At 62.9% G+C, this 14,514-nt stretch carries 13 protein-coding genes; 3 read left to right on the top strand and 10 right to left on the bottom strand.

What is annotated here, in order from left to right:
- Positions 1-21 precede the first annotated feature (21 nt).
- Positions 22-1,914: a DUF4012 domain-containing protein gene (locus CA951_RS38315; protein WP_256974251.1), complete on the top strand. Its 1,893-nt coding sequence runs from the start codon at positions 22-24 to the stop codon at positions 1,912-1,914.
- Between the two features lie 19 nt (positions 1,915-1,933).
- Here the strand turns inward: CA951_RS38315 and CA951_RS38310 are convergent, their stop codons facing one another.
- The 4 genes from CA951_RS38310 to CA951_RS38295 form a co-directional block, all read right to left on the bottom strand.
- Complete coding sequence (locus tag CA951_RS38310) at positions 1,934-2,167, bottom strand: hypothetical protein (protein ID WP_087561834.1); 234 nt, start codon at positions 2,165-2,167, stop codon at positions 1,934-1,936.
- Complete coding sequence (locus CA951_RS38305) at positions 2,164-3,420, bottom strand: S8 family serine peptidase (protein ID WP_087561833.1); 1,257 nt, start codon at positions 3,418-3,420, stop codon at positions 2,164-2,166. Before CA951_RS38305 ends, CA951_RS38310 begins: the two co-directional genes overlap by 4 nt.
- A gap of 68 nt (positions 3,421-3,488) precedes the next feature.
- Positions 3,489-4,169, bottom strand: a complete 681-nt coding sequence (locus CA951_RS38300) for a hypothetical protein (protein ID WP_087561832.1) — start codon at positions 4,167-4,169, stop codon at positions 3,489-3,491.
- Positions 4,170-4,333: 164 nt separating this feature from the next.
- Complete coding sequence (locus tag CA951_RS38295) at positions 4,334-4,765, bottom strand: hypothetical protein (RefSeq protein WP_087561831.1); 432 nt, start codon at positions 4,763-4,765, stop codon at positions 4,334-4,336.
- A gap of 289 nt (positions 4,766-5,054) precedes the next feature.
- Between CA951_RS38295 and CA951_RS38290 the strand changes: the two genes are divergently transcribed.
- Positions 5,055-7,673 carry a LuxR family transcriptional regulator gene (locus tag CA951_RS38290; protein WP_087561830.1) on the top strand — a complete coding sequence of 873 codons (2,619 nt, stop codon included), beginning with the start codon at positions 5,055-5,057 and terminating at the stop codon, positions 7,671-7,673.
- A gap of 90 nt (positions 7,674-7,763) precedes the next feature.
- On the opposite strand, the gene CA951_RS38285 is transcribed toward CA951_RS38290, so the two are convergent.
- Positions 7,764-9,083, bottom strand: a complete 1,320-nt coding sequence (locus CA951_RS38285; RefSeq protein WP_087561829.1) for an HNH endonuclease signature motif containing protein — start codon at positions 9,081-9,083, stop codon at positions 7,764-7,766.
- Between the two features lie 87 nt (positions 9,084-9,170).
- On the opposite strand from CA951_RS38285, the gene CA951_RS38280 reads away from it, so the two are divergent.
- A complete protein-coding gene (locus tag CA951_RS38280) occupies positions 9,171-9,749 on the top strand; it encodes a cold-shock protein (RefSeq protein WP_256974250.1) in 579 nt (192 codons plus the stop codon).
- 37 nt (positions 9,750-9,786) lie between these two features.
- On the opposite strand, the gene CA951_RS38275 is transcribed toward CA951_RS38280, so the two are convergent.
- The 5 genes from CA951_RS38275 to CA951_RS45285 form a co-directional block, all read right to left on the bottom strand.
- Positions 9,787-10,365 carry a YdcF family protein gene (locus CA951_RS38275; protein WP_256974249.1) on the bottom strand — a complete coding sequence of 193 codons (579 nt, stop codon included), beginning with the start codon at positions 10,363-10,365 and terminating at the stop codon, positions 9,787-9,789.
- Between the two features lie 48 nt (positions 10,366-10,413).
- Positions 10,414-11,739, bottom strand: a complete 1,326-nt coding sequence (locus tag CA951_RS38270; RefSeq protein ID WP_087561828.1) for a UDP-glucose/GDP-mannose dehydrogenase family protein — start codon at positions 11,737-11,739, stop codon at positions 10,414-10,416.
- A 73-nt stretch (positions 11,740-11,812) separates the two neighbouring features.
- Positions 11,813-12,073: a serine O-acetyltransferase gene (locus CA951_RS45290; protein ID WP_373415072.1), complete on the bottom strand. Its 261-nt coding sequence runs from the start codon at positions 12,071-12,073 to the stop codon at positions 11,813-11,815.
- A gap of 211 nt (positions 12,074-12,284) precedes the next feature.
- Positions 12,285-13,565, bottom strand: coding sequence for an O-antigen ligase (locus CA951_RS38260; RefSeq protein ID WP_087561826.1), 1,281 nt, complete (start codon positions 13,563-13,565; stop codon positions 12,285-12,287).
- Between the two features lie 64 nt (positions 13,566-13,629).
- Positions 13,630-14,514, bottom strand: coding sequence for a glycosyltransferase family 2 protein (locus CA951_RS45285; RefSeq protein ID WP_087561825.1), 885 nt, complete (start codon positions 14,512-14,514; stop codon positions 13,630-13,632).

Below are 14,514 nucleotides of genomic sequence, written 5' to 3'. Positions count from 1 at the left end.
CCAGACAGGAGCCAGGCAGTAATGGACGACAACGTCACGGGCCCGTCGGGTTTCGGCACGTCAGGCCCGGACAATTTCGGGTCGGACGGCCGGGCTCAGGCGGCGGACGGAACACCGGTTCGACGTGTCCGTAAACGCCGGACACACCAACCTCAGGTTCGGGCGCATCGGCTCCGGCGGCGCGTGATCGTCGGCGGCTCGGTGGCCGTCGTGGTTGTCGTCGCGTTCGGTGCGTGGCTGGGCTTCACTGCCCGCGAGGCGAAGGCGAATCTGGAGGAGGCGCGTGGTCACGCGCAGATCGCGAAGGACGCCCTGCTCGACGGCGACACCGAGGTTGCCCAGCGGTCGGCGGCCGACGCCGACAAGTACGCGTCGCAGGCCTACGACAACACGCACTCGATCCCGTGGAGCATCACCGCCGCCGTCCCGGTTCTCGGTAGCCCGCTAGCAACTTCTCAGCAGATTTCCGAGGTCGTGCGGGGACTCACCCACGACGTCTTGACTCCCGCCGTGGACGCCGGAAGCACGCTGGCCCCCGATCAGCTGATCGAAGGCGGTGGCCGCGTCAACGTGCAGTCTTTGCGTGACGCCGTACCGGTTCTCGATCGGACATCCGTTGCCGCGCAGTCGTTGTCGGATCAGGCGCAAACCATCGACGAAGCCACCTACCTCGGCGTGGTGAACGAGGCGCGCACTGCGTTGCAGGATCAGACGGCCGAGCTGTCGAAGCTGCTGAGCAACACCGCGATCGCCGCGAAGGTGGTGCCGGCGATGCTCGGCGGGGACGGTCCGCGGAACTACTTCCTCGGATTCCAGACGAACGCCGAAGCGCGTGGAACCGGTGGGCTGCTGGGCGGATTCGGCATCATTCGTGCCAACGACGGATCGGCCAAGGTCGACACGCTTGCGTCGAACTCGGAGCTGTCGATGGACAAGCAACCGCTCGATCTCGGCCCTGACTACGCGGCACGGTACGGCGAAAGCCGACCCACTACCGACTTCCGCAACAGCAACCTCAGCTCCCACTTTCCCTACGCCGCGCAGATCTGGAAATCGCTGTGGGCGCAGGAATCCGGCGAACAGGTGGATGGAGCGGTTGCGACCGATCCCGTCGCACTCAGCTACGTGCTCGGCGCCATCGGCCCGGTCACGATGCCGGACGGCGAGGTGATCACCAAGGACAACGTTGTGGAACTCACCGAATCGACCGCATATGTGCGATTCGCGGACGACAACAAGGCCCGTAAGCAGTACCTGCAGACTGTCGCCGCGCGGGTGGTCGACAAGATGACTGGCAAGCTGTCGTCCCCGCAGGCTCTGCTCGACGCGCTGGGCAAGGCCGCCGGCGAGGGTCGCATCGCGGTGTGGAGTGCGGACCCCGCCCTGCAGCAGGTGCTTTCGGGCACGAAGGTAGGCAACGTCGTTCCCGACGACGCGGCGCCGTATGCGGGTGTCGTGGTGAACAACCAGGGCGGAAACAAGCTCGACTACTACCTGACTCGTGAGATCGAATATGTGGCGGACAGTTGCGTCGACGGCACCCGTTCGTCGACAGTCACGGTGCGCCTGACCAACAACACCCCCGCGGGGGAATTCCCCGACTACGTTGCGGGGTTGTTCGAGTCGGTCGGCAACGTGCCGAAGGGCACCAACGCCATCGACCTGTCGCTGCTCGCCACTCAGGGGGCGACCCTCGACAAGGTGACGATCAACGGCGCTCAGCAGTTCGTCTTCACGGGAACCGAACGCGGTCACCCCGTGTTCAATGTGCGACCCCTGCTTCAGCGGGGAAAGACCGTCGAGGTGAAGTTCGAGCTCACCGAACCCACGGCACCGGGTGAGGCACGGGTTCCGGTGCAGCCGCTGGTGGATTCGCCGAACGTCACGGTGGACGTGCCGAACTGCGGTAGCTGATTCGGTTCGGGTACCGCCGCTATTGCGGGTCCGCGTCGGGCGGCGGTATCTGAACGGTGTGCTCCGTTTCGACGGACTGCACGCCGGCTACGGATTCGAGGTCGGCGCGATGTTCTTCTCCGACGGCGCCGGAGATGATTCCGATCGTGCTGTGCACCTGATCGACCCGCATCCCGTGCGACCGCAGCGCGGCGCCGACCGCCTCGATGGTGTCGAGGTGGTCGGCGTCGACGGTGACGGTGATCCCGATCATGCCGGTGCCTGGATCAGCCCCGACCCGACATCGAGGGACGGCAGCAGGAGTCTCCGAGCCTGTTGGGTGAGGACGGCCCACAGTTCGGTGCCGGTGCGTCCGGTGGCCTCGCACCACAGTGCGGCGATGCCCGCAACGTGTGGGGTCGCCATGCTCGTCCCACTCTTCGTGCCGTACCGCGTCGGCACGGGAACGGTCGAGAACACGCCCACCCCGGGCCCCGCCACATCGATCTGACCGCCGATGACGGGGTTGCTGCGGGCCGAGAAGTTGGCCAGTCCGAGCGCTGAGTCGATCGCCGCGACGGCCATGATCGACGGACTGTTCGCGGGTGGACCCACGAATCCCATGTTCCCTGCCGTGCGGTTCGCGTTGTTGCCTGCGGCCGCGACGATCAGCGACCCCGATGCCAATGCCCGGCTGCCCACCGTCTCGTACGCAACGGACACCGCCTCCACGTTCGCGCCGAGGGACATCGAGATGACCTGGCAGCCGTTCGCGATCGCCCATTCGATTCCGGCAAGAATTCCCCGGTCAGCTCCGCGTCCCTGATCGGACAACACTTTGCCGACGAAGATGTCAGCCTTGTGGGCTACTCCGTATCGGCGGGTGCCGCTCGGGGACTTGGGCCCGCACGCGGTTCCGACGCAGTGCGTGCCGTGACTGTGACCGTCCTGCGGGCCGGCACCCGGCACGAACGACTGAGCGGTGATGGTGCGGTTCTCGAAATCCGGATGCGTCAGATCGAGGCCGGTGTCGAGAACGGCGACCTTGACGCCGAACCCGCTGCACGCCGACGCGCTGACATTCGTGGCATGCAGTCCCCATGTGAGGTCCGCGGTGTCGCTGAAGCTCGCCGCTTCGGCCAGCAGCCGAGGATCGGTGCCGACCGAGAGTGCGTAGTGCATCAACTCGGGCTCGACGGAGAGCACGGGGACGTCGTCGTCTGCGGCCGCCGCCTGCAGTGCCGCAAGCTGGTCGGCGTCGGCGGTGACCACTGCGATCCCCAGTTCGTCGAACACGATGGCTTCGACTTCCCGGGTCTCGGACAGATCCACCGCGCTGGATTCGAATTCGGTGCTGCGTGCCACTTCGGACAGCCCTGCGATGGTGCGGAGGGTCTGTGCGGCATCGGTTCGGTTGCCGCCTTCGCTGAATACGACGACGTGACTGCCCGTGACTTCGGGCTCGGAGGGTGCGGCGAGTGTGTTGTCGCCATCGTTGTCGCCGTATGAATTTCCGTGTGATATCACGATGTTGTCCTAGATTGGGTGAGTCGTTCGGATGAGTGCTGCGGGTCGGTTCGATCGTCGACCGGTGTTCAGAGGAGGGCGACGACCGCCCCGACGACGCCGAGGGCCTTGCTGATGCTGTCGACGAGCGGCGTGATGTCGAGGTTCGCTGCCGCCGACCACCGCCACCGGTACCCCTGTGCGTTGAATATGGGCCAGGCGTTTCGCAGCGCCGGATTGGTTCCGCTCCGATTCCAGTCGAAGTCCCGTGACCCGGGCTCGAACGTGCCGTGCACTCGACCCTTCGCCGGCATCACGAACGACGGGTGCCCCGATCCGGTGGTGAGAACCCACGCAACCGAGACGGTGTAGCTGGTGGCTCCCGAAACATGCAGGTGCCCACTGTAGTTGTAGCTGCCGTCGGGAAACACCACCATCTGCGTCCATCCGCCGACGGGAACACCGCCGCCGAACACGATGCGTCCTGTGCCGCCGATCCGGGTGAAACCCTGAACCTCCGTGGCCGGTGCAAGCGAGCTGCCGGGCGCGCCCAGCGCATCCCAGTCGATGCTGTCCAGCTCCGCCCCTTCGCTTTCCAGCTTTTCTCTGATGCGTTCCCGGTCGGGCAGTGCCGCGGGTGCGGCAAGATCGGATCCGGTGATCACCGGTCCCGCACCGGGCCGAGTGGCGGCGGAGGTGTCTTCATCGGACAGCTCCCCGACGTCGACATACTGGTCGGTGGCATCGCCGGGGACGTTGAGTACTGACATGACGGTTCCTTTCGGGAGGGGCTGCAACGGGAGGGGTGACTTCGGAGCCTCCGGTGCCGCGCTCGTTGAACGCCCTCAACGCTCCATCGACTGGTCCCGAATTCCACGAGTGGCGCCCTACCCGACTATTGGGTGGACCGAACCGGCGGGCAGAGTAGTTCGGTTCACGCCACCGTCGAGGTGGGGTGGTACCAGTCGACGACGACGGACCGCACTCCGACTGATGCGATCATCGTGCGGATGGGTCCGTTGACACACAACTGGCTCTCGACGTGTCGCGCGCTGGAGCAGCCACAGATACTCGGCGTGGCCGTCAGCCCGATCAGAATTTCCGGGGACGCGCACGACCGGCCGCCCTCGATGAGGAGGGTCTCCTCCTCGACGACGCGAACCGCGACGTCCCGGCCGTCCGCGACGTCTCCGACGACCAGCGCGAGGTAGTCGACATCGTCGTCCTCGTCGCGGGCGGCGATCAGTCGCGCCGTGCCGGTTCCCAGTGGCACGAGTTCGTCCAGCACCAGATCGGCGGATTCGGATTCGCGGAGTTCGACCCGTCGCGCCGTCCAACTGAAGAAGGGTTCCGGCCGCGCGGTCATGACATTCTCCTGTAGATCGACGCAATAACTTTCCGCGATATGCATTCAGCGTGGCCGAGACGCCGGCTAATCTCGCGAGTAGCGCCCTACTCGAACATGCGGGACACGCCTGCAGTCGAGATCGAAACCGAACTCGTGCCCGTGTCGGTCCGCTCAACCCGTCGATGCTTCTGGAGTCTTGCGGCGAAAAGCGACTCCGAGGCTGTATTGCGCTGTTTCGCTTCCCAACTCGCGCTCGATCCTCGTCGCGCTGCTGTTTCCGGGAGCGCGAGAAACTAGAATCAGACCTATGGGTCCGGTGTGGCCTCTCGTTCAGCGACAAGTCGAGTTCGACGCGATCACCGCGTCGCTCACGGCTCGGTCCGGAGGATGCGGTGTCGTCCTCACGGGCGATCCCGGCGTCGGCAAGACCACCCTCGCCCGGTTCGCCACCGAGGCGCTGCCCGGTGCAGTGAAGTGGGTGGCGGGCACCGAATCGGCGCGCAGCATCCCGCTCGGTGTGTTCGCCCATCTGGTCGGGGCGTCCACGTCGCGAGATCCGGTTGCCTTTCTGTCCGCTGCGCGGCAGGCACTCCTCGACGACGGCAGCAGTCGTGACCTGGTGGTCGGCGTGGACGACGCGCACCTGCTCGATCAGCTCTCGGCGACGTTCCTTCATCAACTCGCACTCGACAGGGCGGTGCACATCGTCGCCACCGTCCGCAATGGTGAGACGGTGCCCGACGCGATCACGTCGTTATGGAAGGACGGCCATCTCCTGCGGCTCGAACTGGCGCCGTTCAGCCGGGAGCAGAGCATCGAGTTGATCGAGTCCGTGCTGGACGGCCCCCTGGAGGGGCTGAGTGCCGACATGATCTGGGAGGCGTCCGGCGGGAACGCGTTGTTCGTCCGGCATCTGGTCGAGGGCGCCCTCGAAGCGGGGACGTTGCGTCGCTCGGGCGGCGTCTGGCAGTTGCGGGGCCGTGCCGCCATCTCGTCCGAGCTCGCATCGCTGTTGGAGCACAGGATCGATCAGATTCCCGCCGACGTGTTGCAGGCGTTGCAGCTGCTCACCTTCTGCGAACCCCTCGATCTGGACGCCCTCGGACAGCTGGCAGGCGAGGACGCGGTGGAGGAAGCCGAGCGACGCGGCCTCGTCAGAATCGTCGAGGACGGGCACCGGCTCGACGTCCGCTACACGCATCCTCTGTTCGGTGAGGTGATCCGGCGACGGGTGGGGCGCGCGGCGGGGCGGAGACTCCGGGGACGGCTCGTGGAGGCCCTGAGCAGCCGCGCGGTGGTCGGACCCTCGAATCGAATTCGCCTGGCCGAGTTGGCCCTCGACAGCGACCGGACCGTCGACTCCGGACTGCTGGTCACTGCCGCCGAGGACGCAATCGGTTTGGCGAATGTCCCGTTGGGGGAACGTCTCGCGCGTGCCGCTCTCGACGAGACCGGCGGATTCGAGGCTGCGGACCTCCTGGCCCGCGCACTGCTGTGGCAGGGCCACGCCACCGAGGCCGAAGCGCTGCTGCTCTCCTTCTCGCCCGACAGCTTGGACCAGGTGCAGCTGGTGCGGTGGGGTACGTCGAGGATCGCGAACCTTTTCTGGGCGAGCGGCAAGTCGGAGAAGGCCGACGAGGTGCTCGCCGTTCTGCGGGAGAAGGTCACGCATCCCAGCCTCGTGCCGATCATCGAGGGAATCGGATCGGTGTGCGCGGTGTTCGAGAATCGGCCCGAGGAGGCGGCAGCGGCGGCGACGGCGATTCTGGCGGCCGACCGGATGCTTCCGTGGGCGGTCGAGTGGGCTTTCTTCGGCGGCGGGCTGTCCCTCGCACTGATGGGACGCGGCGGGTGTGTGCCGGAACTGGCGGCGCGCAGCGCGGCGGTGGCCGATCAGATCGACGGGTTGCTGCGTTTCCCCGCCGGTCACGGCGAGATCCTCGCGCTGACGCTGACCGGAAGTTTCGATTCGGCTCAACGGCGAGCAGACGAGTATCTCTCGCTGGCATCCAGCGGCCGATACGTGGCGTGGGGACTGGCGAACATCCTGGTCGGAACCGTCGAACTTGCCCGCGGTCGGTTCACCGACGCCGCAGGTCGCCTCGAGCAGGCAATCGCCGCCCTCAATGTCGGTGATACCGCCGACGCCATCTCCTGGAGTTTCCCGGCGTACGTCGCGCTCGGCCAGGCCTATGCGGAACTCGGTCGCATTCACGAGGCGGACGGGATCATCACCGAGGCACAGGCCCGCAATGGCAGGCACGTTGCCGTGTTCGGGCCCCAACTCATGATGTCGCAGGCGTGGCTTGCGGCGGCACGCGGAGAAACGTCTCGGGCCGTTGATCTGTCCCGTTCCGCCGCCGATTCCGCGCGCACAGCGGGACAGCTCGGCATCGAAACGGTCGCGCTGCACCTTGCCACCCGGTTCGGTGACACGACAACCGCGACGCGTCTCGCCGAGTTGGCCGCCATCTGCGATGGCCAACTTGTCGACATCATTGCCCGACACGCGGCAGCGGTCGCGACTGGCGACGGATGCGGTGTGGCATCGGCAGCAGCGGAGTTCGAGGATATCGGCGCCCTGCCTGATGCCGCCGACGCCTATGCTCGGGCGGCGATCGCGTTTACACATGCCGGAGACAGACAGCGTTCGATCAAGTGCGCTGCCGCGGCCGAAGCCCTGTCGGCCCGATGCGACCACATGTCGTCCCCTGCTCTCGTGGAGGCCGCCCATCCACTCCCCCTCACGAGTCGTGAGCGGGAGGTGGCCTCGATGGTTGCGGCCGGGTTGTCGAATCGGCAGATTGCCGATCGGTTGTTCGTCTCGGTGCGGACGGTGGAGGGCCATATCTACCGGGCGTGCATGAAACTCGATGTCGCTGATCGCAACGGGTTGGCGGAGTCGATGGGGACGACGGTGCGGTGATGCAGTGCCGTTTTCCGGGCACGACGACATGCCGGCTCGGCAACAGGATTCGTCCTGTTGCGGAGTCGGCCGTGTGTGAGGCGCCCGGGGTCAGGCGATTAGGGGCCGTGTCCGGTTATGCGCCGGTAACGGCTTTCGTTCCCAGTCGACTTGCTGCGGCGGGATGAAGGTGGGGTGCCTGTCGGCGCCCATTTCGATTTCCCAGTCGCTGTGATGGAGCAGCCGGTGGTGGAATCCGCAGAGCAGTACCAGGTTGCCCATGTCGGAGGGTCCTCCGGCGGACCAGTGGATGATGTGGTGGCCTTCGCACCACGATGGCGGCGCACCGCATCCGGGGAATGCACATCCTCGATCTCGTGCCACCAGCGCCTTGCGCTGTCGTTTGGTGACGGTTCGGGTGGACATGCCGAGGTCGAGTGGCGCTCCGTTGTCGTCGAGCACGATCGGTGTGTAGATCGAGTCGCAAGTGAGGAGCCGGGCTGTCCGGAGACTCAGTGGCCCCATCCACTCGGTCCATGCCACTCCGTCGACGTCGAAGAGTGTGCCGTCGGATGCTGCGGCCGCGGCCTGCTGTCCTCGTTCACCGTTCGCGTTGTGTTCGGCCAGGTCTCGTGCGTTGACGTGGAGTGAGACGTGTGGCCGTTCTCCGCCTTCTTCGCCGGCGATCCCGGAGTTGAGGTAGCGGCGCAGCAGTTCGGTGAACCCGTCGGCCCTTCGCTGTCCGGGTGTGCGGGTGTCTTTGGTTCCGTCTTGTGCGGGCCGCGGTTTGGATAGTCCGGAGAGAGCGGAGAGCAGCATTTCGCCGGCGACGGCGTCGAGGTCGCCTTTGACGGCGATGCGTCCGTTGAGTGTTTTGCAGGCGTGGAATTCGTTGAGTTCGGTGTCTTCGCTGGGCGGCGGGTCGTCGGATTCGAAGATGCGTTCCAGTCTGGCGATGACGGCGCGCAGTGCGTCGGTGTTGGCGGTGGGGCCGGTTGCTGCGAGCAGCAATGCATTTCGGCAGTCGTCCATCGCCTCATCGGGCATGCCTTTGGGCGGCCGTTCGCAGAACTTCATGATGAGCGCTGCGTGCTCCGCTGAAATGTTGTTGCCAAAGTACTGTTCCGCGATCTCCGGCTGGAAACGCAAACCTCGACCCAACATCACGATCCGCCCGGCGACTCCCACCTCGAGCAGGGTCTTGGAGGCCAGCCACATCTTGGCGTTCGGAAACCCCAGAACATCGACCGTGCAGCGGTGGTCGACGGCGCCGACGAGCTTGACGCGCAGCGCCTCGAGCCGCTGAATCTCGTCCGAGATACGAACGACCGATTCGAGCAGCTCCGCCTCGGCCAGCCGCCATGCATCACCCACCGCGGTTGTCAGAATCTCGTCCGACAACGCCCCCTGGATATCCTCCCCGATTCCCATGTTCGAATTCTAGTTCGAACATCAGTTCGAGTCAATGGCCGGTAAATCCTTGCCCTTGAGCACGACTCGTCGCGAGACAATGACTGCATGGCAACTACCGGGGTCGTCCGTAGCTGGAGCATCGATGAGATGCAGGGCATCATCGATTCCGACGAAACCCCGGGCGGGTGCTGGACGTTGTTCCACAGCGTGGCGGTCGAGGGCTTCCCGGCGCTACGCGAGGGCCAGCAGGTGGAGTTCGAGTGGGACACGCTCGACAGCCCAATGAACGGGTGCAACTTCTCCACGATTCGCGCGTGGCCCGCGGGCAGCGAGCCGTACGTGGCGCCACCGCCGGACAGCCCTTACTCGTCCCGGTTGTGGATCACCTTTCCCGACGGCACGGCGAGGGAGATCACCGAAGCGGATGTACCTCCCGTGCCCCCGCGGATTCACGCAGACCGCACTACCGGGATTGTGCGCACTTGGAGCGACGAAGAGGGCTGGGGTGTGATCGATTCCGACGCCACTCCCGGTGGCGCGTGGGCACATTATAGCTACGTCGAAGGCCCGGGGTTTCGTTTCTTGACCCCGGGACACCAAGTGACGTTCGAGCCCGAGTCGACGATCGGCGGAACCCAGGACGGCTACCACTACCGCGCTCTGGACGTTCGGAAGGTGGAGTAGAGCGGCTGTCCGCGCCCCTCACCACGATGGCGAGAATTTAGCTGCGCCCCTGGAAGAACGCCTTGACGAATCCGAACGTCTGATAGAGGTAGATGTACTCCCAGTGGGCGACGCTGAAGTCGTAGTCACGCGGGACCGGCCGCATGACGATCTCGCCGTCGAAGCACTGGGAGAAGATGTACCGCGCACGCGGCAGGTGATACCGCCAGCTGATCACCATGACGCTTGTCCACCCGTGCTGGGCGGCGAGATCCCGCGTGAACAGGGCCTCGCCTCGCGTCGTACTCGGCTGCGGTCGGACGCAGGTGACGGTGAATCGAGGGTCCTGGACAGCGCAGGACTCGGCCATCTTGGGATCGCGCTTCCAGTATGGGTTCGACAGAACCACATTCGTCGAGAGTCCGTCCCGCGCAAGTTCGATGCCGTACTCCTCGCGACCGTCGCGATCACCACCGAGCACGATGATGGCATCGACAGGCTGCATCGGGTCAACGCGCGACTTGGAGTAGAGGACGTAGCCGACCCCACCCAAGCCGGCCAGTCCGACCGCCACAGCACCCAGAGCACTTATCGCAAGGATCGCCAGTCGCTGCACCATTCCCAGCGTAGACGGCATCATCTTGCGCCACGGAACGGAACAGCGTGGCACGTCCCCGATGCCCCGCTACGGCCTTCCCAGTCCCCGGTAGGTCCAGCCGGCATCGCGCCATTGCTGCGGATCGAGGCAGTTGCGGCCGTCGATGAGGACCTTCTTGCGAACCACAGCGTCCAGATCTGCGGGCTGGAGCTTCTGGAACTCAGGCCATTCGGTCAGCACCAGGACCACATCGGCTCCTTCGCACGCATCCAACGCGCTGTCCGAGTATCCGAGCGTGGGAAACAGTGCACGCGAGTTCTCCATCGCCTTCGGGTCGTACACGTTGACCGCAGCGCCCTGAAGCTGAATCTGACCGGCGACATTCAGGGCAGGCGAATCACGCACGTCGTCGGAGTCCGGTTTGAATGCCGCACCCAATACCGCGACCCTGGCACCCAAGAGTGAACCGCATGCTTCGCGCGCGAGTTCCACCATGCGGGTTCGACGGCGCATGTTGATGTTGTCGACTTCACGGAGGAAGGTGAGCGCTTGGTCGGCACCCAACTCACCGGCCCGCGCCATGAATGCCCGGATATCTTTCGGCAGGCAACCGCCGCCGAAGCCAAGACCGGCGTTGAGGAAGCGCCGACCGATTCGAGCGTCATGGCCGATTGCGTCGGCCAACACCGTGACGTCGGCACCGGACGCTTCACACACTTCCGCGATCGCGTTGATGAACGAGATCTTGGTGGCAAGGAATGCGTTCGCCGAGGCCTTCACCAGTTCAGCCGTGGCGAGATCCGACACCAGGAACGGGATGCCCTCGTCCAGAAGCTGCGCGTACACCTCGCGGGCGACCGACTCAGCTCGCCCGGGTCGATCACGATCCACTCCGAGGACGAGGCGATCCGGGTGCAACGTGTCTTGAACGGCGAAGCCCTCACGCAGGAACTCGGGATTCCAAGCCACCTCGACGGCGTCTCCGGCCGGCGACAGTTCGCGAGCGCGTGCACCCAAGCGCTCGGCAGTTCCGACGGGGACGGTGGACTTACCGAAGATCACCGCCGGACCGGTCAGAAGCGGTGCGAGGGTTTCGATTACCGCATCAACGAACTTGAGGTCAGCGGCGAACTCCCCCTTCTTCTGAGGGGTACCGACGCCGAGGAAATGTATGTCGGCGAACTCGGCCGCTTCCTCGTATGAGGACGTGAAGCGAAGACGCCCGGCGGCGATGTTTCGCCGCAGGACTTCTTCGAGCCCCGGTTCGTAGAACGGCACCTCGCCGGCTTCGAGTTTGGCGAGCTTAGCCGCGTCGACATCGACGCCGAGCACCTCGTGGCCCAGTTCAGCCATGCATGCGGCATGGGTAGCACCGAGATAGCCGGTGCCGAACACTGCAATTTGAACTCCCATACTCCCTATCCCAACCTATTCGGTGCTAACAAGAACGCCCGCGCCTGCGCAAAGGTCGTTCGTCCATCGCTGATTAACCCGACGGGTGCAGCAATCGAGCCGGATTGCCTGCAACAACGCAGTTATCACTTACATCAGCCACGACGACACTGCCCGCCCCAATCACGGACCCGCGACCGATCACGACGTCGCCAATGACACAGACATTCGGCCCAATTTCAACCCCGTCGCCGATGATTGGAGCGCCTCTGCCTCGCTTTGACCCAATCGTCGTCCCCTGGCGAAGAGTAACTTCGGAACCAATCTTCGCCCCAGCATGCACGACGAGCCCCATACCGTGATGGATCGACAAACGGGAACCTATTGTTGTGCTTACCGGGATATCGATTCCAAAGAACATCAGGCCAACAATCCGATAAAATGCACTAACGGGCACACCAATCAGGATATACGTAGCAGGGTTAACCGACCTTCTACTCAGTTGCGCCAATCTGAAACAAACAAGAAGAAATTGAATATGCGGGCGACCGCGATTGACGCTCCGATCACTGAAAACGAACGAAAATCCCGACATGACCATCATCCCCTTTACCATCCGAGCTGGAAGGATTGATCCGGACGACACTAGATCTTGCATCCGCCGCTCCTACAGAAATACCGAACAATGCCGCCAGCAGGTAACCAGCGGCGGTATAGCCGAGAAGGTTGCTCTCAAAGCCATTGACCAACGCGAACGCCACCAGACCACACGTCAGAGTACCGAACATGCTGCCACGGCGAGCCGACCTAATAGATCGAATTACAATATAGACCACCGCACAACATGCAAGCACAACACCAACTACGCCGGCTTCTACAAGAACCTGCACAAAAGCACTATGAGGAGGGCCACCGAGCGGTTGTATAAAAATGCTAGTCGATCCCCAGCCATACCCGAAGAACGGCTGCTCCCGCCAAATACCAATTAGCAGGCGCCAATTCTGCAGTCTCCATTCAAAAGAGTCGGGTGCGAGCGTTGATGACTGGCCGCCAAATTCAGTAAGACGGTCAGACAAGCCAAATACAGGAAACGAAACAGCCAAGCAGAGTGGCACTGCAAGACACCAAACACCCCGAAATCCCGGACTACGATTTGGAATTAGCGCGATTACAACCATTACACCCACGCTTGCCGCGACGATCCCTCCCAAACTACCGGTGAGCAACAATGCACACGCGTTTGCGATGAGGAAGACAATACGCCAAGAAGACATGCCAGCCAGAATTAGGAGAACACTCACCACGCATCCGACACCAAAAAAGGCCGCTGCGGCATTCGGATGACTGAAACTCGCGGTCAGCCGTCCGCTGTCGATGGTCATATTCGGAAATCCAAGGACCAATCCGGAGATTGCATAGATCGCCGCTGGTGCAATCATCCAGATGGCCATTCCGTAGTCAGACGCACGTCTCCTCGCTACCGAGTGAGCTATGACAAATATGCCAACAATTGACACCAGGCGAACAGTCTCTTCTAGCAAACCAGAGCGAATTCCGTAAATCTGAAAAGCAACAACCGACCAAACGCCAACAAAACACAACATACTCCACACTAGCGCAACTCGCGTAAAAGAAGCGTCACTCAGCAAACACAGAATAGCACCAATAATTGCCGCCACAGCAATTCCACCACTTGCAATCGCAAGAACCCCGACTCGGTCGAATTGCGCGACACCAATATCGCACAATGACCTGCAGACTACTAGTAGAATCAGCAAAAAATGTTTCGGAAAAACTGGCAAGATAATGGAGACAATTAAAGCACATGAGACAGCAACGTAAATCATTTGACCAACACCCGCCCGGCGAGCGAATTACAAAGATACCGCATAGTAATTTGGTTCGTCGGTATCATCGAGCGCGCCATACGGAAGAAATCGAGTCAGCACGTGCGGACAGACGCCGAATCGCTGGTGGCGAAAGTCGCTTGCGCGCTAGCGCAATAATTCGATCAATCATTACAGAACCACGGCCGATACACTCTGCACTTGCCAAGCTTGGTCGACGAATCGCCTCCAGACAATCGAAAGATTGCCCAAGCTCCTTAGCGCTCAGATCATCGTGCGCTGCGACGAGCAACGGTTCCACACGCGATTCCTTCAACCAGGAGTCCGAGGCTGTAACTTGAGAATCATGATGCCGGTATAGCAATCCGGGAACATTACTCCGATGCAGGCTGTATCCGGCGGCTGCCGCACGCATCCACAGATCGTAATCCTCTGAACGGACGTCCCTGTAACCCCCGAGTTCCTCAATCGCATCTCTTCGACATACTAAAGTGGAATGCGCTACAGGATTGTCAAGCAATAGCCGCAGGCGTAATTCGTCCGACTCCATTCGGTTAATTCGGGTCGGTCGCACCTTGAAACGCGACGGCCCAAGGTGAAGAACCGGAAGGAACGAGAAATCAACTCCACGCGAGAGGACCGAGAGTTGCGCCCTGAATCGCATTGGAAGCACTATATCGTCGGCATCCATCCGAGCAATGAAATTACTCTGCGTGCTTTCAATAAGGGTGTTCAACGCGCTCGAGAGACCCTTTCCGGCGACACCCGGCAGTACACGGAATCTAGCGGAGTCGATACGGCCGAGAATTTCAGGCGTCCGATCCGTGCTCCCATCATCAAACACAACCAGTTCGGAATCTCGCGGCATAGCCGTTAGCGTAGATCGAATTGCCGTGGCAATGAATTTTTCACCGTTATGAACCGGTAAAATAACGCTCAAGTTCGGCAT

Origin of the sequence: Rhodococcus sp. NCIMB 12038 (assembly GCF_002165735.1) — a bacterium.
Taxonomy (GTDB): domain Bacteria; phylum Actinomycetota; class Actinomycetes; order Mycobacteriales; family Mycobacteriaceae; genus Rhodococcus_F.
Note: the sequence above shows the minus strand (reverse complement) of the source record. Positions and strands in the feature narration are given on the sequence as shown.